Source organism: Micromonospora sp. NPDC007230 (genome assembly GCF_042869115.1).
Taxonomy (GTDB): domain Bacteria; phylum Actinomycetota; class Actinomycetes; order Mycobacteriales; family Micromonosporaceae; genus Micromonospora.
Window position 1 is genome coordinate 116,368 of record NZ_JBIAFE010000013.1, and the last position, 22,724, is coordinate 139,091.

General features: G+C 71.8%; 21 protein-coding genes. 13 read left to right on the forward strand and 8 right to left on the reverse strand.

All coding sequences use genetic code 11. From position 1 onward, the window contains the following. The first annotated feature begins 77 nt into the window (after positions 1–77). Together ACFYML_RS19875 and ACFYML_RS19880 are read left to right on the forward strand one after the other, a co-directional pair. On the forward strand, positions 78–1,454 hold the full coding sequence (locus tag ACFYML_RS19875) for a transaminase (RefSeq protein ID WP_387422022.1): 1,377 nt from the start codon (positions 78–80) through the stop codon (positions 1,452–1,454). A gap of 103 nt (positions 1,455–1,557) precedes the next feature. Then, positions 1,558–1,920, forward strand: a complete 363-nt coding sequence (locus tag ACFYML_RS19880; RefSeq protein ID WP_387422023.1) for a YybH family protein — start codon at positions 1,558–1,560, stop codon at positions 1,918–1,920. A gap of 178 nt (positions 1,921–2,098) precedes the next feature. Here ACFYML_RS19880 and ACFYML_RS19885 read toward each other — a convergent pair whose 3' ends face one another. The 3 genes from ACFYML_RS19885 to ACFYML_RS19895 form a co-directional block, all read right to left on the reverse strand. After that, positions 2,099–3,196 (reverse strand): epoxide hydrolase family protein, encoded by a 1,098-nt coding sequence (locus ACFYML_RS19885; protein WP_387422024.1) that lies wholly within the window; start codon positions 3,194–3,196, stop codon positions 2,099–2,101. A gap of 291 nt (positions 3,197–3,487) precedes the next feature. Then, positions 3,488–4,399: a GNAT family N-acetyltransferase gene (locus tag ACFYML_RS19890; protein WP_387422025.1), complete on the reverse strand. Its 912-nt coding sequence runs from the start codon at positions 4,397–4,399 to the stop codon at positions 3,488–3,490. 55 nt (positions 4,400–4,454) lie between these two features. Continuing rightward, complete coding sequence (locus ACFYML_RS19895) at positions 4,455–6,152, reverse strand: right-handed parallel beta-helix repeat-containing protein (protein WP_387422026.1); 1,698 nt, start codon at positions 6,150–6,152, stop codon at positions 4,455–4,457. A gap of 351 nt (positions 6,153–6,503) precedes the next feature. Here ACFYML_RS19895 and ACFYML_RS19900 point away from each other — a divergent pair, with 351 nt between their 5' ends. The 3 genes from ACFYML_RS19900 (at position 6,504) to ACFYML_RS19910 (ending at position 11,801) form a co-directional block, all read left to right on the forward strand. After that, on the forward strand, positions 6,504–6,686 hold the full coding sequence (locus tag ACFYML_RS19900; protein WP_387422027.1) for a hypothetical protein: 183 nt from the start codon (positions 6,504–6,506) through the stop codon (positions 6,684–6,686). 250 nt (positions 6,687–6,936) lie between these two features. Then, positions 6,937–8,706, forward strand: coding sequence for a thiamine pyrophosphate-dependent enzyme (locus ACFYML_RS19905; protein ID WP_387422028.1), 1,770 nt, complete (start codon positions 6,937–6,939; stop codon positions 8,704–8,706). Then, a complete protein-coding gene (locus ACFYML_RS19910; RefSeq protein WP_387422029.1) occupies positions 8,703–11,801 on the forward strand; it encodes an FAD-binding and (Fe-S)-binding domain-containing protein in 3,099 nt (1,032 codons plus the stop codon). Before ACFYML_RS19905 ends, ACFYML_RS19910 begins: the two co-directional genes overlap by 4 nt. A 40-nt stretch (positions 11,802–11,841) precedes the next feature. Here ACFYML_RS19910 and ACFYML_RS19915 read toward each other — a convergent pair whose 3' ends face one another. Next, a complete protein-coding gene (locus tag ACFYML_RS19915; RefSeq protein ID WP_387422030.1) occupies positions 11,842–13,635 on the reverse strand; it encodes a glycoside hydrolase family 15 protein in 1,794 nt (597 codons plus the stop codon). Positions 13,636–13,763: 128 nt separating this feature from the next. On the opposite strand from ACFYML_RS19915, the gene ACFYML_RS19920 reads away from it, so the two are divergent. Then, positions 13,764–14,783 carry an SDR family oxidoreductase gene (locus ACFYML_RS19920; protein WP_387422031.1) on the forward strand — a complete coding sequence of 340 codons (1,020 nt, stop codon included), beginning with the start codon at positions 13,764–13,766 and terminating at the stop codon, positions 14,781–14,783. A 205-nt stretch (positions 14,784–14,988) separates the two neighbouring features. On the opposite strand, the gene ACFYML_RS19925 is transcribed toward ACFYML_RS19920, so the two are convergent. Beyond that, on the reverse strand, positions 14,989–15,720 hold the full coding sequence (locus ACFYML_RS19925) for a class I SAM-dependent methyltransferase (protein WP_387422032.1): 732 nt from the start codon (positions 15,718–15,720) through the stop codon (positions 14,989–14,991). Positions 15,721–15,902: 182 nt separating this feature from the next. On the opposite strand from ACFYML_RS19925, the gene ACFYML_RS19930 reads away from it, so the two are divergent. Continuing rightward, positions 15,903–17,024, forward strand: coding sequence for a DUF3103 family protein (locus ACFYML_RS19930; protein WP_387422033.1), 1,122 nt, complete (start codon positions 15,903–15,905; stop codon positions 17,022–17,024). A gap of 173 nt (positions 17,025–17,197) precedes the next feature. Here the strand turns inward: ACFYML_RS19930 and ACFYML_RS19935 are convergent, their stop codons facing one another. Then, positions 17,198–17,758: a snapalysin family zinc-dependent metalloprotease gene (locus ACFYML_RS19935; protein WP_387422034.1), complete on the reverse strand. Its 561-nt coding sequence runs from the start codon at positions 17,756–17,758 to the stop codon at positions 17,198–17,200. A gap of 254 nt (positions 17,759–18,012) precedes the next feature. On the opposite strand from ACFYML_RS19935, the gene ACFYML_RS19940 reads away from it, so the two are divergent. From ACFYML_RS19940 to ACFYML_RS19965, 6 genes are all read left to right on the forward strand, one after another. Beyond that, a complete protein-coding gene (locus tag ACFYML_RS19940; RefSeq protein WP_387422035.1) occupies positions 18,013–18,441 on the forward strand; it encodes a hypothetical protein in 429 nt (142 codons plus the stop codon). Next, positions 18,435–18,659: a helix-turn-helix transcriptional regulator gene (locus ACFYML_RS19945; protein WP_387422036.1), complete on the forward strand. Its 225-nt coding sequence runs from the start codon at positions 18,435–18,437 to the stop codon at positions 18,657–18,659. Before ACFYML_RS19940 ends, ACFYML_RS19945 begins: the two co-directional genes overlap by 7 nt. Then, positions 18,656–19,621, forward strand: a complete 966-nt coding sequence (locus ACFYML_RS19950; RefSeq protein WP_387422037.1) for an NAD(P)-dependent alcohol dehydrogenase — start codon at positions 18,656–18,658, stop codon at positions 19,619–19,621. The genes ACFYML_RS19945 and ACFYML_RS19950 overlap by 4 nt, the downstream gene beginning before the upstream one ends. 166 nt (positions 19,622–19,787) lie before the next feature. After that, on the forward strand, positions 19,788–20,114 hold the full coding sequence (locus ACFYML_RS19955) for a hypothetical protein (RefSeq protein ID WP_387422038.1): 327 nt from the start codon (positions 19,788–19,790) through the stop codon (positions 20,112–20,114). Further along, positions 20,114–20,317: a rhodanese-like domain-containing protein gene (locus tag ACFYML_RS19960; protein WP_387422039.1), complete on the forward strand. Its 204-nt coding sequence runs from the start codon at positions 20,114–20,116 to the stop codon at positions 20,315–20,317. Before ACFYML_RS19955 ends, ACFYML_RS19960 begins: the two co-directional genes overlap by 1 nt. A 3-nt stretch (positions 20,318–20,320) precedes the next feature. Beyond that, entirely contained in the window at positions 20,321–20,809 is a 489-nt protein-coding gene (locus tag ACFYML_RS19965) for a hypothetical protein (protein ID WP_387422040.1), read from the forward strand. A 45-nt stretch (positions 20,810–20,854) separates the two neighbouring features. On the opposite strand, the gene ACFYML_RS19970 is transcribed toward ACFYML_RS19965, so the two are convergent. Then, entirely contained in the window at positions 20,855–21,190 is a 336-nt protein-coding gene (locus ACFYML_RS19970; protein WP_387422041.1) for a TraR/DksA family transcriptional regulator, read from the reverse strand. A 191-nt stretch (positions 21,191–21,381) separates the two neighbouring features. Then, complete coding sequence (locus ACFYML_RS19975; protein ID WP_387422042.1) at positions 21,382–22,644, reverse strand: NAD(P)/FAD-dependent oxidoreductase; 1,263 nt, start codon at positions 22,642–22,644, stop codon at positions 21,382–21,384. Between the last annotated feature and the right edge of the window lie 80 nt (positions 22,645–22,724).

Genomic DNA, 22,724 nt, shown 5'->3' on the forward strand with positions numbered 1-22,724 from the left:
GCGCTGCCCGGCGTGAGAGGCGGGAATCAGTCGCGCAGCTACTGGTTCGATGAGCACTCCGTTGGTACTGTCGCCGAATGCCGACGGATTTCGCAGCTGACGGGATTGACCGCGCGCGTCTCAACCGGCTCCTTGAGCGGGAACGGGCCGAGTTCGTGGACCGGCACCCCCGGTCGGCCGCCGCGTACGCCCGGGCCGAGCACCTGTTCGGCAAGGTGCCGATGACGTGGATGAACAAGAACGCCGCCGGCTTCCCGGTGTACGTGGACCGGGCCCGCGGGGCCCGACTCACCGACATCGACGGGCACGACTACGTCGACTTCTGCCTCGGCGACACCGGCGCGATGGCCGGACATTCCCCGGACCCGGTCGTCGCCGCGGTCACCCGTCGACTGGCCGAGCTCGGCGGAGCGAGCACCATGCTGCCCACCGAGGAGGCGGCGACGGTCGGGGCCGAGCTGAGCCGACGCTTCGGGCTGCCCGCCTGGAGCTTCACCCTGACCGCCACCGACGCCAACCGGTGGGCGATCCGGCTGCTGCGCGCCGTCACCGGCCGCCCCCGCATCCTGGTCAACAGCTACTGCTACCACGGCTCCGTGGACGAATCGCTGATCGTGGTCGGGCCGGACGGGCGCCCGCGCAGCCGCGAGGGCAACGTCGGCGCCCCCTGCGACGTGACCGTGACCAGCCGGGTCGCCGAATTCAACGACCTCGACGGCCTGGCCCGCGAACTCGCACACGGCGACGTCGCCGCGGTGCTGATGGAGCCGGCGCTGACCAACATCGGCATCGTGCTGCCCGAGCCCGGTTACCTCGACGGGGTCCGCGCGCTCACCCGGCAGCACGGCACCTACCTCATCAACGACGAGACGCACACCTTCTCCGCCGGGCCGGGCGGCGCGACGGCGGCCTGGGGGCTGACGCCGGACGTGGTCACGATCGGCAAGGCCATCGGTGGCGGCGTCCCGGTCGGCGCGTACGGCCTGTCCGCCGAACTGGCCGCCGCGTTGACCGGCCGGGCGGACCTCGACCTCGTGGACATGGGTGGTGTCGGGGGCACCCTCGCCGGCAACCCGGTGTCGATCGCGGCCACCCGAGCCACCCTGCTGGAGGTACTCACCGACAACGCGTTCGCCGGCATGATCGACGTGGCGACGGTCTTCGCCGAGGGCATCCGCAAGATCATCGACGGGTACGCGCTGCCCTGGTCGGTGAGCCAACTCGGCGCGCGGGTGGAGTACCGCTTCGCCACGCCGGCTCCCCGCACCGGCACCGAGTCAGCGGCCTGCGCCGACCCCGACCTGGAGGACTACCTGCACGTCTACCTGATCAACCGGGGTGTCCTGCTGACCCCGTTCCACAACATGGCGCTGATGTGCCCGCAGACCACCGTCGAGGACGTCGCCCGGCACCACGAGGTCTTCGCCGACGCACTCGCGCAGCTGCTGGCCTGACTGCTCGCCGGCAGGGCCGGTCCGGCCGCGGACGGCGAACGCCTCGCGCGTGCTTGGCCGGACCTCGCCACCTGACGCCGGTCAGCTGGCAAGCTGGGTACTTGTGGATCGGAAGCAGGTGACGGGCTGGGTCGCGGCCTACGAGCAGGCGTGGCGCACGCCGGGGACCGAGGTGCTCGCCACGCTCTTCACCGAAGCGGCGAGCTACCTGCAGGGGCCCTACCGGACACCGGTCATCGGCCTGCCGGCGATAGCCCGGATGTGGGAGGTCGAGCGCGACGGCCCCGCCGAGGTGTTCCACCTGACCAGCGAGATCGTCGCGGTCGAGGGCGACACCGCGGTCGCCCGAGTGGAGGTCCGGTACGGCGACCCGGTCGAGCAGGAGTACCGCGACCTGTGGATCATGCGATTCGCCGAGGACGGGCGCTGCCGATCGTTCGAGGAGTGGCCCTTCCAGCCGGCGTAGCCGACCGTCTCCGGTCCGGTGGACGCTGATGTCCGCCGGTCGGCTCACCCGGTCATCGCAGCGACCGGAAGGCCGCTCGAAGCTCCTCCGCGAACAGTTGGGGCTGCTCCCATGCCGCGAAGTGACCGCCCCGGTCGACCTCGTTGAAGTAGCTGAGCTGCCGGTATGCCTGCTCCGCCTAAGTCCTCGGTGCACGGTAGATCTCGCCCGGAAACACGGTCACCCCCACGGGAAGCGAGATCTCCGCTGTCTGCTGTGACGCGGCGCTGAAGTAGTCGTACTTGTTCTCCCAGTAGAGCCGCGCGGAAGAGACGGCGGTGTTCGTCAGCCAGTAGAGCGAGATGTCGTCGAGGACATCGTCCCGGGTGAGGTCGCCCGCGGGTTTCCCTTCGAGCACCCGCTGGATCGCCCCGGCCGGCTGGCCATAACCGTCACCGTGGTCAAGAAGCCAGGCTGCCAGGCCGACGGGCGAATCCGTGATGCCGTAGCCCACGGTCTGTGGTCGGGTTTGCATCATGACCCCGTAGGCGGCGTTCTTCAGGAAGAAGCCGCTCAGCGTCTCGAAGGCCCGCTTCTCGTCAGCGGACAGCCCGGCCGGGGCCGGATCGCCACTCATGGTTACCTTCGCCAGGTCGCCCGGCACCGTCGCCGGCATGTTCACATGTATGCCCAGAAGCCCCGACGGCGCCTGGCGCGCCATCGCATGCGCGACGAGTGCCCCCCAGTCGCCGCCCTGGTGCACATAACGTTCGTATCCCAGGCGCCCCATCAGGTCGGCCCAGGCGCGCGCGATTCGGTCGGGATCCCAGCCCGTATCCTGCGGTTTCTCGGAGAAGCCGTGGCCGGGCATCGAGGGTATGACGACGTCGAAGGCGTCCTCCGCCCGGCCACCATGAGCCGGCGGGTCGGTGAGCGGACCGATGGCCTTCAGGAACTCCAGGATCGAGCCGGGCCAGCCATGGGTGATGATCAGCGGCAGGGCGTTCGGATGGGGAGAGCGGACGTGGATGAAGTGGATGTCGAGGCCGTCGATGTTCGTCATGCACTGCGGCAGGGCGTTGAGCCTCGTCTCCACCTTGCGCCAGTCGTGGTCCGCCGCCCAGTACCGGGCGAGCTTCTGAAGGTGGCTCAGTTGCACGCCCTGTGATTGATCCGGAACCGTCTCCGGATCGGGCCACCGGGTCGTCGCCAGGCGTCGGCGGAGATCGACGAGATCCCCCGCTGGGACATCAACGCGGAACGCGCGTACTTCTGTCGCCATCGTTGCTGTCGCCATCAGAATCCTCTTTCCGCCGACTACCTCGCGCGGTCCGGACGGACGCCGACCTGCCTGCGACCGGAGGCGGTCGAGCGTGGCCACAACACGGGAGCCGGCCGATGTGCCGGCTGGCCAGAGCAAGGAATCTCCTTGGCGCCACCGAGGCGCCAAGGTTCAGCCTAAGCTTCGGGCCGGGACGTGCGAGCCGGAACGCCAACTTGACGGCCGGGCGCTCTCGCCGTGACGACGGGCTGCCGGTCGCGGTAGGCCGGACTGGCACCCGGCCGCACCGCCGAGCCGGGTAGCGCGTCAGCGCACGATGACGAGGTTGGCCATGTCGACCACCGGGCGGTAGCCGAGCCTCGCGTAGACCTTGTTCGAGGTCGGGTTCGCCTGGTCGGTGAACAGGCACACCCGTGCACCCTCGGCCTGGAGCCGCCAGGAAACCTCGGCGACCGCGTTGCTGGCCCAGCCGCGCCCGCGTTGCGTCGGGGGCGTGTACACCGGACCCACCCGCGCGACCCCGAACGACGGTGGGTTGGCGCCCGTCAGGTGCACCGGCTGCCCTTCGTCGTCGACCCAGAACCACATCCGCCCGGCGCGGAGCCGGCGCAGCAACTCCGCACGCTCGGGCATCTCGTGCGCGCTGGCCCCTCGCGGACGGCCCGCCTGTTCGTCGGCATCGCCCACGAACGCGCCGAACCACTCCGTGACCAGGTCCACGTCGTCCTCGGTCGCGACCACCAGGCCGCCGGGCGCGGGCTCCGGCCGGACCAGCTCGCCGAGCTCGTGCAGCCGCGTGTGTTGGCTGACCTGTACCCGGCCCCCACCGAGTCTTGTCAGCTCGGCGGCGCACCGTTCGACGGCGGGAAGAGCCCCGTTGATCGCGAGCACCTCCTCCCCGCGCTCGTGCAACGTGCGGGCCAGGGCCACGGCCGCCTCGTCGGGCATCGGCAGCAGGAACGGCGGGTAGGGCGCGAACGGAGCCGTGCGCATCCCGGCACCGACCACGGCGCCGGACTCGTCTCTGACCACCAGCCACCAGTCGCGCTCGGGCTGCGCGATCCCATCGGCCTGCTGAGCCGACCGCCGGTGCGCGAAGCCGGCCACCACCGTACCGATCACCGGGTCGGCGGCCAGGTGGTCACCGGCCGCAGCGAGGAACTCGTCGGGGTCGGTGTGGAACTGCAGGCGCGAGGTGGCCATCGGGACAGCGGTCATCTGGGGAAACTACCCACCGTGGTGCCACACCGGCAGCGGAATTTCCACGCCGTGGTCAGGGCCCGGGACAGTCATCCAGGCCGATGTTGTGATACCAGCACCCGCCGGACGGGGCGGTGTCGAAGCGGACGGCCGCGACGGCGTTGCCGTCCAGGTGGTTGTCGTGGACCCACCCGGATTCGCAGGTGCCGGCGGTGGTGATCTGGAGGCCGTGGGTCTGCGTCCGGTGGGGCTGGCTGTCCCAGACCCGGTTGTTGTGGATGGTGGGGTGGTAGGTGACAGCGGCCACGGTGATGCCGGCCCTGGTGGGCGGGGCGCCGGGTATCTCGTAGGGAGTCCCCGGCGGTGGGGTGCGGTCCGGCCAGGCGGTCAGCGCGCCGGGGCGGCGCGGCGCGAGCACCAACTTGGTCGCGGTGTTGCCCATGACGATGACCCGGTGCCCACCGACGGTGATCCACTTGCCGCGGTGGCCGTCCGGCACCCAGTTCGCGGATGTGTCGGTGAGGGACCGTTCGGTGTACGAGACGGTGTCGCCGCTGCCGGACGAGGCGGGTGCGGTGCGCCGGCCGTTGTTGCGGATGCGGTTGCCGGCTATGGCGACGTCGGCCAGCGAGGAGTCGGCGAGGATGCCCTCGAGGGCGTTGTCCCAGAACTCGTTGTCCTTGATGATCATGTCGGTGGCGGGCGCCTGGGGTCCGCCGGCGAGGTTGTGCTGCCAGTAGCCGTAGCGGCCGTTACGGCTGATGCGGTTGCCTTCGACGGTGTAGGGGCCCGGGGTGTTGCCGATGGCGACCCCGTCCCAGACGTTGTCCTCGATGACGCAGCCGGTCACGATGCCGCCCCGCCCGGCGACGCCCGTGGTGCCGAGCGAGGACACGTCGTAGCCGGCCTGGTGGTTGCCGATCAGGGTGCAGCCGGAGACGATGAGCCCGTCGGCGCCCCAATCGGAGATGCCGAACCGGTTGCCCTCGGCGTGGCAGCCGATCACGCGGATCCCCCGAGGCGGGGTCCAGTCCCTGCCCTGCAGCTCGAAGAAGATGCCGTTGGTGCCGTTGCGGATCGTGGTGCACGCGCTGACCGTGCACCGCTCCACCGGCCCCCAGCCGCCGATGCCGATGCCGATGCCGGCGCCGCCCATCCACTCGCCGTTCTCCAGCCGGCCGCAGTGCTCGATCAACAGACTGTCGACGAACGTGTCCTGCAGGAAGTCGCAGCCGAAGCCGGTGGCCGCCGTGTCGTGGATGTACAGGTCGTGGAAGCGGCCCCGCCACACGTACTGCATGCCCAGGCCCTTGGCGAGCACGTCGTATTCGGGCAGCCGCACCCCGGAGCCGTCGATCTCGAAGTACGCGAAGGTGCAGTCGGCGATGTGGTTGTCGCGGCTGGCGCCGTGTTCCCGGGCGGTGAAGTAGGCCAGCGGAGTGGGGGAGCGCGGATCGCCCGGATTGGCCAGCACGAACCGGGTGGCGGCGGCCCCCGCGCCGATCAGCGAGACACCGCTTCTCCACACGGTGCCCTTGTCCCTGATCGAGTACACCCCGGACGGGCAGTAGATGGTGCGCGGCTGACCGTCGTGGGCGTAGGCGGCGCCGAGGTGGTCGACCAACCGCTGGAGTGCCGGCTGGTCGTTGGTGGTTCCGTCGCCGGTCAGGCCGTGATCGCGGGCGTTGCAGACGAAGGGGTCCGTCGCGGCGGGCCCGGTCGTGGTCGCGGTCCCGGCGCGGGGTGGACGCCTGCCTTGCGGCTGGTGCATCGGGCCTCCTGTCCGCGAGGCAGGCCGCCGTCGGCCCGTGCCGTAGTGGGCGTACGCCGCAGCGCCGGCCAAGGGCGGATCGTGGTCGCGCGGGCGGCCGGAACGTCCGCGGCTCGCCAGCGCCAGCAGGAGGAGTATCCCACCGGCTCGGGCATCCCTGACCCCGCTTTGCCGTAGGGACGCGAGCTGGACAGCCGAGCAGCAGGGCTGTCTCCCACCTGACCGCCGGACAGCGGGGTCGACCGAGCCGCCCGGCGCGACCGGTTGGCCGCCCGGGCCGGAGCCGCCCGTTTGGCGTCCTGAACGACGGGTACGGGCGGTAAGAAAAGCGGGCAGGAGAGGTGGCGGGCGATGAACAAGAGCCGGTTCAGTGACGTGGTTGTCGGCGCGGCCGGCAACGTGGCCGGTGCGGTCGTCGACCCCCGCGAGGGATTCACCCGGCTCCGGGCGACGGTCACCGGCCGCACCCTCGCCACCGTGGCCGCCGGGCTGGTCATCGGCTATCTGGTGGCGCGACTCGGTCGCCGCGGGTGACGTCCAGGCAACGCCGGGGTGGCACGGCGGCCGGGGGAGCAGAGCGGCCATTTGCCGGTTCGCCGGCACGGGCCCGGGTAGCTGCCGGAGACTCGGGACGTGCCGGTGACACCCCGGTACGCGAGCACCAGTCCCTGCGGCGGCCCAGCTGGCACGGGGAACGGCGGCCGGCGCGGGGACTGCGCCGCGCTCCAGTGGCCGGCACCTGCGGGCGCCAGACCGCGGTAACTCCAGGATCAGGAGGCGTGACGTGCAGGAGATCGTAGGCGAGAGCCTGGCCCGACGGCTGGTGGATTGGGGCGTCGACACGGTCTTCGGCCTGCCCGGGGACGGCATCAACGGCCTGATGGAGGGCTTCCGCCGGCAGCGGGACAAGCTGAGGTTCGTGCTGGTGCACCACGAGGAGGCGGCGGCCTTCATGGCCACCGGCTATGCGAAGGCGACGGGGCGAGTCGGGGTCTGTGTCGCGACGTCCGGGCCAGGGGCGATTCACCTGCTCAACGGCCTCTACGACGCCAAGCTCGACCACGTGCCGGTGTTGGCTATCACCGGAATGCAGGAGACGTCGGTGCTGGGTTCGCACTATCAGCAGGAGGTGCACGCGGCGTTGCTGTATCAGGATGTGGCGGAGGCCTACAACCTGATGGTGACGAATCCACAGCAGGTGCCGGGGGTGGTGGACATCGCCATCCGGCACGCTCTGGCCCGGCGCAGCGTCGCACACCTGTCCTTCCCCAATGATGTGCAGGTCGCCGCGGCGGGGGAGGATCCGTATCGGCATGTCAGCCCGGGGAAGCCGCCGATGAGCAGCCCGGTGGTGTCGCAGCCGGCGGTGTCGGCCGTGCAGGCGGATCTGGCCCGGGCGGCTGAGGTGCTCAACGCCGGGAAGAAGGTCGCGATGCTGGTCGGCGTCGGCGCCCGCCGTGCTCGGGACGAGGTCCTCGCGGTGGCCGACGCGCTGGCCAGCCCGATCGTGAAGACACTGTCGGGCAAGATGGTGGTGCCGGACGATCATCCGCTCACCACCGGCGGGCTGGGCCTGCTCGGCACGAAGCCGAGCGAGGAACTGATGGAGGAGTGCGACACCCTGCTGATGGTGGGCACTTCTTTTCCGTACGGGAAGTATTTGCCCTCGCCGGGCCAGGCGCGGGTGGTCCAGATCGACATCGACGCGAGCCTCATCGGTCTGCGGCTGCCGATCGACGCGGCCGTCACCGCGGACGCCAAGGTGGCCTTGCAGCAACTGCTGCCGATGCTCCAGGCCCGATCGGACCGGTCCTTCCTGACGAAGTACCAGCAGGCGCGGGACGCTTGGCGCGCGGACATGGAAGCGTTGGAGGACCCGGGCCGTGAGCCGATCGCCCCGCAGTATCTGATCAGCTGCGTCGACGAGGCCGCCACCTCGGACGCCATCCTCACCTGCGACTCCGGCACCATCGCCACCTGGGCGGCGCGGCACTGGACCATCCGTGGCAATCGGGAGTTCTATCTGTCCGGCAACCTGGCCACCATGGCGCCGGGCCTGCCGTACGCGGTCGCCATGCAGCACGCGTTTCCGGGGCGGCAGGTGATCGCGTTCGTCGGTGACGGCGGGTTCGCCATGCTGATGGCCGAGTTCCTCACCGCCGTCCGCCACGAGCTGCCGATCAAGGTGATCATCAACAACAACAATGCGTACGGGCAGATCCTGTGGGAGCAGATCATCCTCGGCTACCCGGAGTACGAGGTTCGGCACGGGCAGCCGGAGCCGGACTTCGCGGCCTGGGCGCGAGCCTGCGGCGGTTACGGCGTGAAGGTCACCGACCCGAAGTCGCTGTCCGGGGCGGTCCGGGAGGCCCTGGCGCATCCGGGGCCGGCGCTGGTGGACTGCGACGTCAACCCGAACGAGCCGCCGATGCCCGGCAAGGTCCGCTACGAGCAGGCCAAGCACTTCACCGAGGCGTTCCTGCGCGGTGAGCCGCACAAGAAGGCGACGCTCGCCACCGTGGCCCGGGACAAGATCAACGAGCTGCGGTCATGACCCGGGTCGCCCCTGCGCCGGTCAGACTGCCCGACCCGGTGACCCGGGCGCCCGCTCCCGCCACCGACGTGGACCTGGACGCCCTGGCCGCCCGGCTGCGCCCGGTGGTGGACGGCGAGGTCCGGTTCGACACCGGGTCCCGTGGCGCCTATTCCACCGACGGCTCCAACTACCGTCAGGTCCCGCTCGGCGTGGTGGTGCCGCGCACCGTCGACGCGGCCGTCGCCACCATCGAGGTGTGTCGTCAGCTGGGCGTCCCCGTCCTGTCCCGCGGCGGCGGCACGAGCCTGGCCGGCGAGTGCACGAACACCGCTGTGGTGATCGACTGGTCGAAGTACTGCAACCGGCTGCTCGAGGTGGACGCCGAGGCGAAGACGTGCCTGGTGGAGCCGGGCATCGTGCTCGACACGCTCAACGAGCTGCTGGCCCCGTACCGGCTGGAGTTCGGCCCGAAGCCGTCGACCCACAACCACTGCACCATCGGCGGCATGATCGGCAACAACTCCTGCGGGTCGACGGCGCAGCGCACCGGCAAGACGGTCGACAACCTCGTCGAGCTGGAGGTGCTGCTCTACGACGGCACCCGGATGTGGGTCGGCGAGACCAGCGACGAGGCGTACGCCGAGATCCAGCGCCGGGGCGGCCGGCCGGCCGAGATCTACCGCCAGCTGCGCGCGCTGCGCGACGAGTACCTGACCGACCTCCGCACCCGCTACCCGCACATCCCCCGGCGGGTCTCCGGCTACAACCTGGACAGCCTCCTGCCGGAGAAGAACTTCCACGTGGCGCAGGCCCTGACCGGCTCGGAGAGCACCCTGGTCACCGTGCTGCGGGCCCGGCTGAAGCTGGTCCCGGTGGTGCCTTGCAAGGCGATGGTGTTCCTCGGTTACCCGGACATCGCCGCCGCGGCCGACGACGTGCCGCACATCCTGCCGCACAACCCGATCACGCTCGAAGGCCTCGACGACAAACTGATCAACTTCGAGAAGCGCAAGCACCTGCACCCCGCCGCGCTGCACCTGCTCCCGCAGGGCGGCGGCTGGCTGATGCTCCAGATGGGCGGCGACACGCCGGAGGAGGCGGAGGCCGCCCTCGCCCGGCTGCTCCACGCGCTGCGGCGTGAGAACGGGCCGACCGTGCACCGCTTCGACGACGCGGCCCACGAGGAGCAGATGTGGGGGGTCCGCGAGTCCGGCCTCGGCGCCACCGCCCGGGTACCGGGCGAGGCGGACACCTGGGAGGGCTGGGAGGACTCCGCGGTCCCACCGGAGCGACTCGGCGACTACCTGCGCGATCTCGACACCCTGTACCGGGAGTACGGCTTCGAGCAGGCGTCCCTGTACGGGCACTTCGGGCAGGGCTGCGTCCACACCCGCATCCCGTTCAAACTGACCACGGCCGAGGGCGTACGCCAGTACCGCTCCTTCATCGAGCGCGCCTCGGACCTGGTCGTCTCCTACGGCGGCTCCTTCTCCGGCGAGCACGGCGACGGCCAGTCCCGGGGCGAACTGCTGCCGAAGATGTTCGGCGAGCGACTGATCCGCGCGTTCGGGCAGTTCAAGGCCATCTTCGACCCCGCCGACCGGATGAACCCGGGCAAGGTCGTCGCCCCCTATCCGCTGGACAGCCACCTCCGGCTGGGCGTCGACTACAACCACGGCGACGTGCAGACCCACTTCCGCTACCCCGACGACTCCGGCAGCTTCGGCCGGGCCGTGCTGCGCTGCGTGGGTGTCGGCGAATGCCGCCGACCGCACGGCGGGGTGATGTGCCCCTCGTACATGGCCACCCGCGAGGAGGAGCACTCCACCCGGGGCCGGGCGCGGCTGCTCTTCGAGATGCTCGACGGGACGGCCCGGGGTGGCGTCATCGCCGACGGGTGGCGGTCGAACGCCGTCCGGGACGCCCTCGACCTCTGCCTGGCCTGCAAGGGATGCAAGGCCGACTGCCCGGTCAACGTGGACATGGCGACGTACAAGGCGGAGTTCCTGTCGCACCACTACCAGGGCCGGCTCCGCCCCCGCGCGCACTACTCGATGGGCTGGCTGCCCGCCGTGGCCGCGGTCGCCGCGCGGGCACCACGCATGGTGAACGCGCTGGCCCAGGCGCCCGGGCTGAGCCCGCTCGCGAAGCTGGTCGGCGGGGTCGACCAGCGCCGGGAGATCCCCGTGTTCGCCACCGAGAGCTTCCAGCGCTGGTTCGCCCGGCGGACCCCGGGCGGCGACGGCTCGCGGGGCGAGGTCCTCCTGTGGCCGGACACCTTCACCAACCACTTCCACCCCGGCATCGCCCAGGCCGCCGTCGAGGTGATGGAGGCGGCCGGCTGGCGGGTGCGGGTGCCCGACCAGGCGGTCTGCTGCGGCCTGACCTGGATCTCCACCGGGCAGCTCGGCGTCGCCAAACGGGTGCTCCGGCGGACCGTCGACGTGCTGCGCCCGCACCTGCGGGCAGGTATCCCGGTGGTGGGCCTGGAACCGAGCTGCACGGCGGTCTTCCGCAGCGACGCCCGCGAACTCTTCCCCGACGACGAGGACGTCTCCCGGCTGCGGAAGCAGACCGTCACCCTGGCCGAACTGCTGCACGACCACACCCCGGGGTGGCAGCCGCCGCAGCTGCCCGCGCACACCCTGATCCAGACCCACTGCCACCAGCACGCCATCCTCGGCACCGCCGCGGACCAGGCGGTGCTCGCCAAGGCGGGGGCCCAGCCGGAGTTCCTCGACTCCGGCTGCTGCGGCCTGGCCGGCAACTTCGGTTTCGAGGCAGGGCACTACGAGGTCTCCGAGGCGTGCGCCGAACGCGTGCTGCTACCGGCCGTCCGGGACGCCGCCGACACCGACGTCATCCTGGCCGACGGCTTCAGCTGCCGTACCCAGGTCGAGCAGGGCGCGTCCGCGGGCCGGACCGCGATCCACCTCGCCGAGCTGCTCCGGGCCGGCCTGCACGGCGACCCGGTGACCGCCCGTCCCGAGCGACAGTGGGCACGGCGCCCGGAGCGGCCGTCCCGCGCCACCCGACTGCTCGCCACCGGAGTCGTCGGCCTGGCCGCGCTCGCTCCGGCCGTCGCGCTCGCCGTCTGGCGCCGGAGGCGGTGACGGCGGCGCGGCGCGCGGGCGACGGCGCGGGAACCGCCGGTCAGTCGGGCGACGAACAGGGAATCGCCTGACCGAGCGTCACCGCGGTCTCCAGCATCAGTGCGTGCACGAACGCCTGCGGCAGGTTGCCGCGCAACTGTCGCTGCTGCACGTCGTACTCCTCGGTGTACAGCCCCGGTGGGCCGCAGGCCGCGCGACTGCGTTCAAACCACCGGTTCGCCTCGACGACGTCACCGGCCTGCCACGCGGCCAGCGCCGCCCCGTAGCCGCAGAGCAGGAAGGCACCTTCCGCGTCCCCGAGTGGCCGGAGGTCGGGGCGGAACCGGTACAAGTAGCCGTCACACTCCAACTCCCGCAGCACCGCCCGGCGGGTCGCCTCGGTACGCGGATCCCCCTGCGGCAAGGCACCCCGGATCCCGGGGAACAGCAGCGACGCGTCGACCCGCTCGTCGTCGTACGCCCGCTGCCAGCGCCCGGACCGGTGGCGGCCGTGGGCCGCCGCGTCGGCGAGGACGGCATCGGCGAGGGAGGCCCACCGCCCGGCCAGCCCGGCCGGCGCGACGCGGGCCGCCGCCCGCAGTCCGGCCACACACATCAACTTCGAGTGGGTCCACGGGCGCGGCGCCAGCTCCCAGATGCCCGAGTCCGGCTGGCTCCAGCGGTCGCCGATCACCCGCGCGGTCAGCTCCATCGCCCGCCGCGCGGCGTCGTCCAGCCGGTCGTGCCGCCCGGCGATCGCCAGCAGCAGCAGGACCTCCCCGAAGACGTCGAGCTGGAACTGCCCGCCGACCCAGTTGCCGACCCGCACCGGCGCGCCCGGATAGCCGGGCAGAAACCCCAGTTCCTCCTGTGGTGGCACCGGGCGGCCGTCGACCGTGTAGGCGGGGGCGAGCCGGTCCCCGTCCGCCAGCACCCGCTCGGTGACGAACGCCACCGCGTCGTCGAGCAGGTCGTACCGGCCGACCAGCGCACCGGCCCGGCCGGCGAAGGACTGGTCGCGGAGCCAGGCGTAGCGGTAGTCGTAGTTGCGGCCGGCCAGCGCCCGCTCCGGCAGCGACGCGGACGCCGCCGCCACCATCCCACCATCCGGCTGGGTCAGGCCGCGCAGCACCGCGTACGCGAACACGGCGTCCCGCCGCGCGTGGCCGCCGACCAGGCCCGGCACGGCCTGCCGCCAGGCCTGCTCGGTGGTCCGCCACAGCTCGGCGGGCTGGGGCGGCGCCTCGTCGAGCGGCCGCCCGGCGATCTCCAGCACCAGGTCGTGCCGGCCGCCGGCCGGCACGGTCAGCTCGCCGCACAGCAGGCCATCGCTGGTCTGCCCGAGCATCTCGCCACCGGAGTGCCGCAGGTACAGACCGCCGGTGCGGGCCAGCCAGTGCCGCCCCGCCCGGCGCACCTCGCGCACCGGCTCCCGGCCGAAGTCGGCCCGCGGATCCAGCCGGACGTGCACGACCGCGTCACCGTCCACGGCCTGGATCTGGCGCAGCAGCACGATCCGGTGCCGCTCGCCGGGAAACAGCAGCGCCTCCCGGGACTGGATGATCCCGTCCGTGGTCACCCAACGGCTCACCCACACCAGCGAGGCCGCCTCGTAGTGGCCGCCCCACACGAACCGCCGGTTCGCCGGCGTCACCAGGTAGTCGCCCCGCCCGCCGACCAGCCGGCTGAACACCGGGGGATCGGCCCAGCCGGGGGCGCACAGCCAGGTGACATTCCCGTCCGGGCCGACCAGCGCGCCCCGGCGCCCGTCGGCGATCAGCGCGTACTCCCGCAGCACACTCGGGCCCCGAACATCCTCACCCGCCGGTCGGCCTGGCCCCACGTCCTGATCCACCGCCGACCTCCCCGCAGCGTTGCACGCCACTACCCGCCCCACTGCGCCCTACACCTCACCCGCCGTGCGCGGTTATCTCGGCCGCCGCCGGGGTAGCCAGTACGGACAGGCGACGCTGGGAGGGCGACATGCGGCGAACCAGACGGCAGGCACAGGTTGCGGTGATCACCGGCGCCAGTGCCGGAGTGGGCCGGGCCACCGCCCGGCTGCTCGCCCGGCGGGGCATCGCCATCGCGCTGCTGGCCCGGGGACGCACCGGGCTTGACGCCGCTGCCGCTGAGGTCCGGGCGGCCGGCAGCCGGGCCCTGCCCGTGGAGGTGGACATGGCTGACTACGACCAGGTCGTCGCCGCCGGGCAGCGGGTGGCGGACGAGCTCGGCCCGATCGACCTGTGGATCAACAACGCCTTCAGCTCCGTCTTCGCGCCCTTCCAGGAGACCCGACCGGAGGAGTTCCGGCGCGCGATGGAGGTCACCTACCTGGGGTACGTGCACGGCACCCGGGTCGCGCTCGCCCACATGACGCCCCACGACCGCGGGACGATCGTGCAGGTCGGATCGGCGCTGGCGTACCGGGGGATCCCGCTGCAGGCCACCTACTGCGGGGCCAAGCACGCGATCGTCGGGTTCACCGAGTCGCTGCGCTGCGAGCTGATGCACGACAAGAGCAACGTGAAGGTGACGATGGCGCACCTGCCCGCGGTCAACACACCCCAGTTCGACTGGCTGCTGTCCCGGCTGCCCCGCAACGCCCAGCCGGTACCGCCGATCTACGAGCCGGAGGTGGCGGCCCGGGCCATCGTGGGCGCCGCGGACCGGCCCGGCCGCCGCGAATACTGGGTCGGCGCGTCCACGGCCCTGACCATCCTGGGCAACCGCATCGCGCCGGGCCTGCTCGACCGCTACCTGGCCCGGACCGGCTACCAGTCCCAGCAGACCGACCAGTCGGCCGACCCGCACCGGCCGACGAACCTGTGGCAGCCGATCGACGGGCCGGGCGGCCACGACTTCGGCGCCCAGGGCAGCTTCACCGGGCGCGCGCACAGCCACAGCGCCCAGGCGTGGCTGTCCCGGCACCGGCTGGTCGCCGCCGCCGGCCTGACCGTGGCGGCGGGTGCGGTCGGCGCCCTGGTCGCCGCTCGCGACTGACCATCCGTCAACCTGAACGGCGGTCGTTGCCAGCGAGTCCGCCGGACGGCACGGTCGAAGTCCATCCGCTCCGGATCGGGGAAGACGCCCGGATCGTGGTTGGCGGCGTCGTGCGACGGGACGCCGATGTCCCCTTCGGACAGTCACGCGCGGCTGGGCAACTGCACGTCCGCCATCACCCGGGGCGGCAGTCACCGGGGAGGCGTTAGCGAAGGACCAGCAGGTCGAGGGCGTCGATCACCGGGCCGTGCTCCGAGCGGGCGGCCCGGTGGAGCCGGGCCAGCCCGGCGGCGTACTCGTCGTCGGTGATCAGTTGCAGCGGCGTGTGCGCCTCCCGGCGCAGGCTGGTCGCGCACTCGCTCAGTGACGACGCGGTCGTCTGCGGAACCTGGTCGAAGGCGGTGACGGCGAACCCGCACGCGCCGAAGGCCGCCTCGACGTCGGCCACGCTCGGAAACGTGTCCAGGACCCGGATGGCCTCCGGGAAGAACCGGAACAGCGTGATCGCCTCGTGCCGTCCGGCGAAAGCTGACCGGATTAACACCGGGCCGCCGCCGCGCACCACGCGACGCAGTTCCCGCGCCGCGGCCGCCAGATCCGGTACGTGGTGGATCACGGTCGACAGCCAGGCCGCGTCGACGCTGTGGTCGGGCAGGGGAATGTTGGCGGCGTCGCCCGGCAGCACCCGGGGATGAACGCAGCGGGCCCGCATCGCCGCGGACGGCTCGACGGCGATCACGTCCAGGTCGTCGTACCAGTCGGTGAAGGCTGCCGCCCACCTGCCCGTACCCGAACCGAGGTCGAGCACCCGCGCGCCGGGCCGGGGGTCCAGATGACGGGTGATCGCCGCACGCCACGCGGCCAGCCCCTGATCAGGGATGTGGCGGGTCGCTTCGAACGCCGCGGCGGCCTCGTCGTCGTACGCGATGCGTGCCATGGTGTCGACCCAACCAGTCGCCTGACGTTGCGACAAGAATGGATGCCCTGAGTCACATCCGCGGCCCGCGTCCGATCCTTCTTGGGCTTGCCATTGACGAATGCCTATGCATGGATGCGATCATCTGGCAAAGCCGGCTGCGCCGGCCACCAGCCGACGCCGCGACCGCAGAGGAGTTGCCCATGCATCCACGTACCTTCCGGCATGCCGTGTTGTCCCTGACCCTGGCGGCGGCCACCGTGCTCGCCTCGACGGCGGCGCCTGCCCAGGCCCGTCCGGACGACGCACGGCAGACCACCCAGGCGGCTCCGTCCGGGGTGGGTCCGGTCTTCTCGGCCACCGACCGGCTCGCCCGCGAGGTCGCCGCCGCGCTCGCCGAACCGGTCACCCGCAACCGGGTCGTCGCGGCCGTCGCCGCCGGACCGGTGGACCTGCTGACGGCCAGACTCAACCCACGGGCCGACCGTGCCGTCCAGTCGACCAACCGGGCGGTGCTGGGGGCGAAAGGGCTGCCGGCGGCCACCGGGTCGGTGCTGCAACTCCGGCTCGGGCACGAGGACATGGCGGCCGCGCTGAGCCGGGCCGAGATCCCGCTCGTGGCGGCGGCGTCCACCGACGACGCCGTGGCCGGCGTGGTCGGCTACGACCCGGCCGGTGGACGGGTCATCCTGGATCCGGTCCGGCTCCCCGGCCGTCCGGTGCTGGTGGTCGAGGTCAACGTGGCCAAGGCGATGCGGTGGGGCCTGGTGCAGCTCCGGGAGGAATTGACGGTACGGGGCTTGACCAGTGTGAAGGCCGCGGTCACGACGCAGGCCGGCTACTGGGCCACCAAGGTCAACGCCATCCGGCTGAACGATGACAAGGAGCCGTGGGTCAAGGGCGGCGCCGAGATCTTCAACGTCGTCGGCGGCTTCGGCCTCGACGGCAAGGCCACGGTCAACATCGTGGAGATGCCCTACCTCGACAACGACGGCACGGTCTACTACCCCAACCAGCTGCTGGTCCACTTCAACAACTACAAGTACAACCTTGCCGACGTGGTGATGTGGGAGGACGACGGCGACACCAACTACCGCGACCTCGCCAAGGCGCTGATCACCGCGCTGCTGACCATCGTCGACTACGGCACCTACACCCCGCTGGTCAACGCGCTCATCGACGCGATGCCGGACAGTTGGTGGACCGACGACCCGGACTACGTGGACTCGTGGTACACGCTCAGCACCGCAAGTTCCGGCCGGCTCCACGGGGCGGCTGCCAACGGTTGGATGGACGTGGCTCCGTACTGGGTTCAGCAGCTCTGAGCGGGTACCCGGAGCGCCGGGGCTCGGTGCTCGCCCACCACATCGACGCGCCGATCTCCGGCGTCGGGCCGAACAACTGACGGGTCCGTTGGCGGAGGGCTCATTCTGATATCACCGGGCCGGCCGGGTCGGCGAACCGCCGACCCGGCCGGAGTGTCACCGTTGGCGCGGTGTCAGCGCAGTGCGCCCACGGATGCCGGCCAGCTGTCGGTGAAGACCTGAGCCGTCGTCGCGCTGCGGACGGCGGTGCGGAAGTACGAGTCAACCGCGGCGGCCTCGCCGGCGCTCGGGTACGGGTTGGTGCAGCTGGTGCCGGCGCTGCCGCCGGACATCAGGATGGCGCAGTTGCCGTTGTAGTTGTCGGCCAGGCCGAGGATGTGCCCGATCTCGTGGGTCATGATCCGCAGCGGGGAGTACTGCTGGGCCTGGTAGTAGTCGATGACCACGTAGCCGTTGCCGAGGCTGTTGCGGACGGCGTAGGAGCCACCGCCGTAGGTGTAGTAGATCATCAGGTTCGAGCCGCACTGGGCCATGTTGATGTTGTTCGTGGCATTGTTCCAGATCGTGGCGGCCTGGTTGGCGTACCCGGCGAACGGCCCGGCCTGGCTGGTGTTGTAGCAGACGTTGCGGACGGCGGCGGAGGCCGGCGCCGAGTCGACGGCGACGGCGCCGAGCGCCGCCATCGTCGCGGCGGCGAGGGTGGCGAGGATCCGGGACATCCTGGGCAGACGCATCGTTCACGCTCCAAACTGGATGGGTCGAGCGGGGACCGGTCCAGCCTATAAATCGGCGCATGTCGATATCAAGCCCTATCTATGTTGGCCGTCATGATCGCATCGCCTTGACGGTGCGGCGCACCTCGGGCCCGTGGGCAGCGCTGGGAGTGGCCGGATCGACGTCCTTCCGAGGGGTAAAGAATTCTTGACATCATGTCGGCTGTGCTTGACACTCGATCGTGTCAAGAATTCTTTACCTCGGGGAGGGGTCGATGGCGTTCGAGGAGAAGCGCGCCTGGATCATGGGGCTGGTGGCGGTCGCCGCCTACGCCGCGTACGTGGTGATCGTGCTCGGGCGCGCGGGCGGTGACCCACTCGCGGACGTCTCCTACGCGGGCCCGCTGCTGGCGACCGTGGCCGGGTCGATCGTGGCGTCGATCGCGCTGCACATCGTCGTCTCGACCGTCTCGCCCGAGGGCGCCAACGAGAAGGACCAGCGGGACCGGGAGATCCACCGGCTCGGTGACCACATCGGCCAGTCCTTCCTGATCGTCGGCGGCGTCGCGGCGCTGGCCATGGCCCTGGCCGACTGGGACCAGTTCTGGATCGCCAACGTCATCTACCTGGGCTTCGTGCTCTCCGCGGTGGTCGGCTCGGCCGCGAAGATCGTCGCCTACCGGCGGGGGTTCCAGTCGTGGTGAAGCCGACCCGGATCACCAACTCCATCCGGGCGTTGCGGTTCGCGCACGACGAGATGACCCAGGCCGAGCTGGCCCGCCGGATCGGCGTCACCAGGCAGACCGTCATCGCAATCGAGCAGGGCCGCTACTCGCCGTCGCTGGAGATGGCCTTCCTGATCGCCGCCGTGTTCGGCGTGCCCCTCACCGACGTGTTCGAGTATCCGCAGGGGGAATCGTGAAGGCGATCGTGCAGGACCGCTACGGCTCGGAAGAGGTGCTCCGCCTCGCCGACATCGACGTACCGTCGGCCGGCGCCGGCCAGGTGCTGGTCCAGGTCCGCGCGGCCGGCGTCGACCCGGGCGTCTGGCACCTGATGACCGGCCTGCCCTACCCGGTACGCCTCGGCTGCGGGCTGCGCCGACCCCGCAACCGCGTCCGCGGCATGGACCTGGCCGGCGTGGTCACCGCCGTCGGACCCGGAGTCACCAGGTTCACCCCCGGCGACGAGGTGTTCGGCATGGGCGCCGGCTCCTTCGCCGAATACACCGTTGCGTCCGCCGGCCGGCTCGCCCCGAAGCCCGCCACCCTCAGCTTCGCGCAGGCTGCCGCCGTCCCGGTCTCCGGGCAGACCGCACTCACCGCCGTCCGCGACGCCGCGCGGGTACGCCCCGGACAGCGCGTCCTGGTCATCGGCGCCGGCGGCGGCGTCGGCTCCTACGCCGTCCAGCTCGCCAAGGCCGCCGGCGCGCACGTCACCGGCGTCTGCGGCCCCGCCAAGCTCGACCTGGTACGCGGACTCGGCGCCGACGAGGTCGTCGACTACACCCGAGCTGACCTTCCCGACCGCCGCTACGACGCCGTCATCGACACCGCCGGCAACCGGCCGCTGTCCCGGCTGCGCCGGGTGCTCACCCCGAAGGGCACCCTGGTCCTCGTCGGCGGCGAGGCGCGCGCCGGGAAGTGGCTGCGGGGCTTCGACCGGCAGCTGCGGGCGTTGGCCCTGTCGCCGTGGGTCGGGCAGCGGCTGGTGCCGCTGGTCGCGAAGGAGAGCACCGACAACCTGGCGGCCCTGACCGAGCTCATCGACGCCGGCCGGCTCACCCCGCTCGTCGACCGGACCTGGCCGCTCGCCGGCGCCCCCGACGCCATCCGTCACCTCGAGGGCGGCCACGCGACCGGGAAGGCCGTGATCATCATTTGACCGCCGGCCGCTGCCGACGCCGGTGCCATGCGGTGCGGAAGACGGCCGGGCTACGCGTCGCCGATCCGGTACGCGATGGGCGCGTTGCCACTAAAGTCGGGTCCGCGGGGCGATGCCGGTAAGCCGGCGAGAAAGGCGGGCAGGGCACCTGAAGGGGAGGGCGAGTGTGATCGAGGTGTTGTACTTCGACGGCTGCCCGAGCCACGAGGCCCTCGTGCCGCGCCTGCGGGCGCTGCTCGACGCCGCTGGACTGGATGATCCGATCCACGAGCATGCGGTGGAGACTGACGTCGACGCCCAGGCGCACCGGTTCCTCGGCTCGCCGACGCTGCGGATCGACGGGGTGGACGTCGACCCGACGGCCGCGCACCGCACGGACTACGGCCTGCAGTGCCGGCTCTACCCGACCCCGGATGGTGTTCGTGGTACCCCGCCCGATGAGTGGATCCTGGCCGCCCTGCAGCGCCGGGGGGCCGCGTTGACGGCCGACTGATGGTCACCCGGATCGAGTTGCCGCGGCTGCGTGCGCTGCTTGACGCGGGCGCCCAGCTCATCGAGGTGTTGCCCGCGGCCGAGTACGCCGACCAGCATCTGCCCGGGGCGCGCAACATCCCCCTCAAGACCATCAGCCCCCACACGACCGCAGACCTCGACCGCGCCCGCCCGATCGTCGTCTACTGCTGGGACGGCCTTTGAGACGTGAGCCCACGAGCCGCGTGCCGGCTCGAGTCCCTCGGATTCACCGACGTCTACGACTATGCGGCCGGCAAGGTGGACTGGCTTGCGCACAACCTGCCCATCGAGGGCGCTGCGGCCAGCTCACCTACCGCGGGTAGCTGCCTGCGCCACGACGTGCCCACCGCAGGCCCGGAGGAGGCGCTCGCTGCCGTTCGGGCCCGCGTCGACGCCTCTCCGTACCGATTCGCCTTCGTTGTCGCCGGTGACCGTACTCTGCTCGGCCGACTCCGGCACGCCGCCCTCGAAGCCGCCCCCGGCACCGCGGCGGCCCACGAGGCGATGGAGTCCGGCCCCTCGACGCTGCGTCCCCAGGTAGCCCTGGCCGCCGTCGAGTCCCACCTGCGCGACCACCACCTCACCTACGCGATCATCACCGATCCGGAAGGCCATCTGCTGGGCACGGTTCACCGGGATGACCTGACCGGAACGACCGGCTCACCTTCTCGCTGATGGGCGGCAGCTGCCTCCGCCACTCGTGCGTGAGCGACGCGCCTGCTACGGGCGGCCTTGGTGGTGAGGTTCGGGTTGGCACGTGGTGCAGAACCGGGTCGCCGGCCGAAGCGCCAGCCGCTCGATGGGGATGTCGCCGCGGCACTCCTCGCAGGTTCCGTAGCGGCCCTGTTCCAGGTAGTGCAGTGCCCGGGCGATGTCGCCCAGCGCCCGTCGCGACGCGGCGGTCAACGCGGACGCGGCCGCAAGGTCCGTCCGGTCACCGGGCAGCTGGCGGGCCTGCCGGGCCAGCAGTGCCAGCTGGGTGCTGTGCCGCTCGTACTGCTCCTCCAGGACGATCCGCAGCACACCGAGCTCGTCCTGCCGGCTCACCACGTACACGATCGCTTCCTTTCAAAAATGAAAGCGGGCGGAGCGCCGTGGCGCTCCGCCCGCTGGGGCCGGTCATCAGCGTGTCGGCCGTCGTGATGGCGGGCGGCGCCGGGCGCGCTGCCACCGGGTCGGCGGCGCGGCGATCGGCGTGACCGTGCCCCGGCGGCCGCGAGCGACCGCCGACACGACGAGGTGAGGCATCAGCGCAGGGGGTCGAAGGGGTCCAGCTCGGCGGGCTGGCGGCCGGTGGTGATCTGCTCGGCGAGCAGGTCGCCGGTGAGCGGGCCGAGGGTGATGCCCCACATGCCGTGGCCGCCGGCGGCGAAGACTCGCGGTGATCGGGTCCGGCCGATCAGCGGCAGCCCGTCCGGGGTGCACGGGCGCGACCCGACCCACTCGTCGGTGCGGGCGTCCAGGTCGGCGCCGCGCAGCAGCGGTCGTGCCGCCTCCGCGATGGCCAGGACCCGGCGACGGTCCAGGGGCGCCTCGGCGCTGCGGAACTCCATCATCCCCGCGACGCGCAGCCGGTCGCCCAGGGGCGTGCACGCGACGCGCTGCGCCGGGAAGTACACCGGACCGGACGGAACGTGCTCGATCGGGATGCTGAAGCTGTAGCCGCGACCGGCCTGCACGACGGTCCGGACCCCGAACCGCCGGCCCAGCTCACCGAGCCAGGTGCCGGTGGCCAGCACCACCGCGTCATAGCGCTCGTCCGCGCCGGCGGAGGTCACCACCCGGACCCCCGACCCCTCGTCGTGCACGCCGACGACGGCCGACCCGTTCACCAGCGAGGCGCCCCGGGCGCGAACGGAGTCGGCGAGCGCGTGCACGTACTCACCGGGGTTGATGAACCGCTGGCCGTGCAGGCGGATCGCGGCGCCGATGGTGTCGGACAGCGAGGGCTCCACCTCACGCGCCTCGGCCCCGGTCAGGACGTCGAACTCGATCTCCTGCCCGGCGGAGTGGATGTGCGCCAGCTCGTCCAGCAGGACCGACCGTTCGGCCTCGGTCCGGTAGGCCGCGACGAACGACTTCGCCTCGTGCGTCATCGACTGCACCCCGCCGGCCGCCAGGGCGTCGAACGCCTCGAACGCGCGCCGGTTCATCGGAATGTAGGCCCGCATCGCGGTCCGCCACTTCGCGGCGGTGCTGTGCCGGGTGAAGCCCGCCAGGAACCGCAGGAGCCGCGCGTCCGCGCGCGGCGGCACGTAGACCGGCGACGACGGGCTCAGGACGGCGCGCAGCCCGTAGCGGAGCACCGCCGGCTCCGGCAGGGGAGTGGTGATGCCGGGGGTGAGCCAGCCCGCGTTGCCCCACGACGCGCCGGCCGCCACGCCCGTCCGGTCGAGCACGGTGACCTGGACCCCCCGTTCCTGCAGGAACCAGGCGGTGGCCAGCCCGACCATCCCCGCGCCGAGGACGGCGACGCGTTGAGGGGCGGGCGTGGGCTCGATGGCGGGCATCGTTGTCTCCTTCACGGCAATGGGGGATCGGCGCCAATCCTGGCCGTGCCGCGCCGGGACGTCATTGTTCTGCCAGGCCA

Excerpts from the sequence above, each read along its gene's own strand:
- ACFYML_RS19875 (WP_387422022.1), top strand. The coding sequence starts at position 78 with ATGCCGACGGATTTCGCAGCTGACGGGATTGACCGCGCGCGTCTCAAC.
- ACFYML_RS19885 (WP_387422024.1), bottom strand. The coding sequence starts at position 3,196 with ATGGCGACAGCAACGATGGCGACAGAAGTACGCGCGTTCCGCGTTGAT.
- ACFYML_RS19890 (WP_387422025.1), bottom strand. The coding sequence starts at position 4,399 with ATGACCGCTGTCCCGATGGCCACCTCGCGCCTGCAGTTCCACACCGAC.
- ACFYML_RS19895 (WP_387422026.1), bottom strand. The coding sequence starts at position 6,152 with ATGCACCAGCCGCAAGGCAGGCGTCCACCCCGCGCCGGGACCGCGACC.
- ACFYML_RS19900 (WP_387422027.1), top strand. The coding sequence starts at position 6,504 with ATGAACAAGAGCCGGTTCAGTGACGTGGTTGTCGGCGCGGCCGGCAAC.
- ACFYML_RS19910 (WP_387422029.1), top strand. The coding sequence starts at position 8,703 with ATGACCCGGGTCGCCCCTGCGCCGGTCAGACTGCCCGACCCGGTGACC.
- ACFYML_RS19920 (WP_387422031.1), top strand. The coding sequence starts at position 13,764 with ATGCGGCGAACCAGACGGCAGGCACAGGTTGCGGTGATCACCGGCGCC.
- ACFYML_RS19925 (WP_387422032.1), bottom strand. The coding sequence starts at position 15,720 with ATGGCACGCATCGCGTACGACGACGAGGCCGCCGCGGCGTTCGAAGCG.
- ACFYML_RS19930 (WP_387422033.1), top strand. The coding sequence starts at position 15,903 with ATGCATCCACGTACCTTCCGGCATGCCGTGTTGTCCCTGACCCTGGCG.
- ACFYML_RS19935 (WP_387422034.1), bottom strand. The coding sequence starts at position 17,758 with ATGCGTCTGCCCAGGATGTCCCGGATCCTCGCCACCCTCGCCGCCGCG.
- ACFYML_RS19940 (WP_387422035.1), top strand. The coding sequence starts at position 18,013 with ATGGCGTTCGAGGAGAAGCGCGCCTGGATCATGGGGCTGGTGGCGGTC.
- ACFYML_RS19960 (WP_387422039.1), top strand. The coding sequence starts at position 20,114 with ATGGTCACCCGGATCGAGTTGCCGCGGCTGCGTGCGCTGCTTGACGCG.
- ACFYML_RS19975 (WP_387422042.1), bottom strand. The coding sequence starts at position 22,644 with ATGCCCGCCATCGAGCCCACGCCCGCCCCTCAACGCGTCGCCGTCCTC.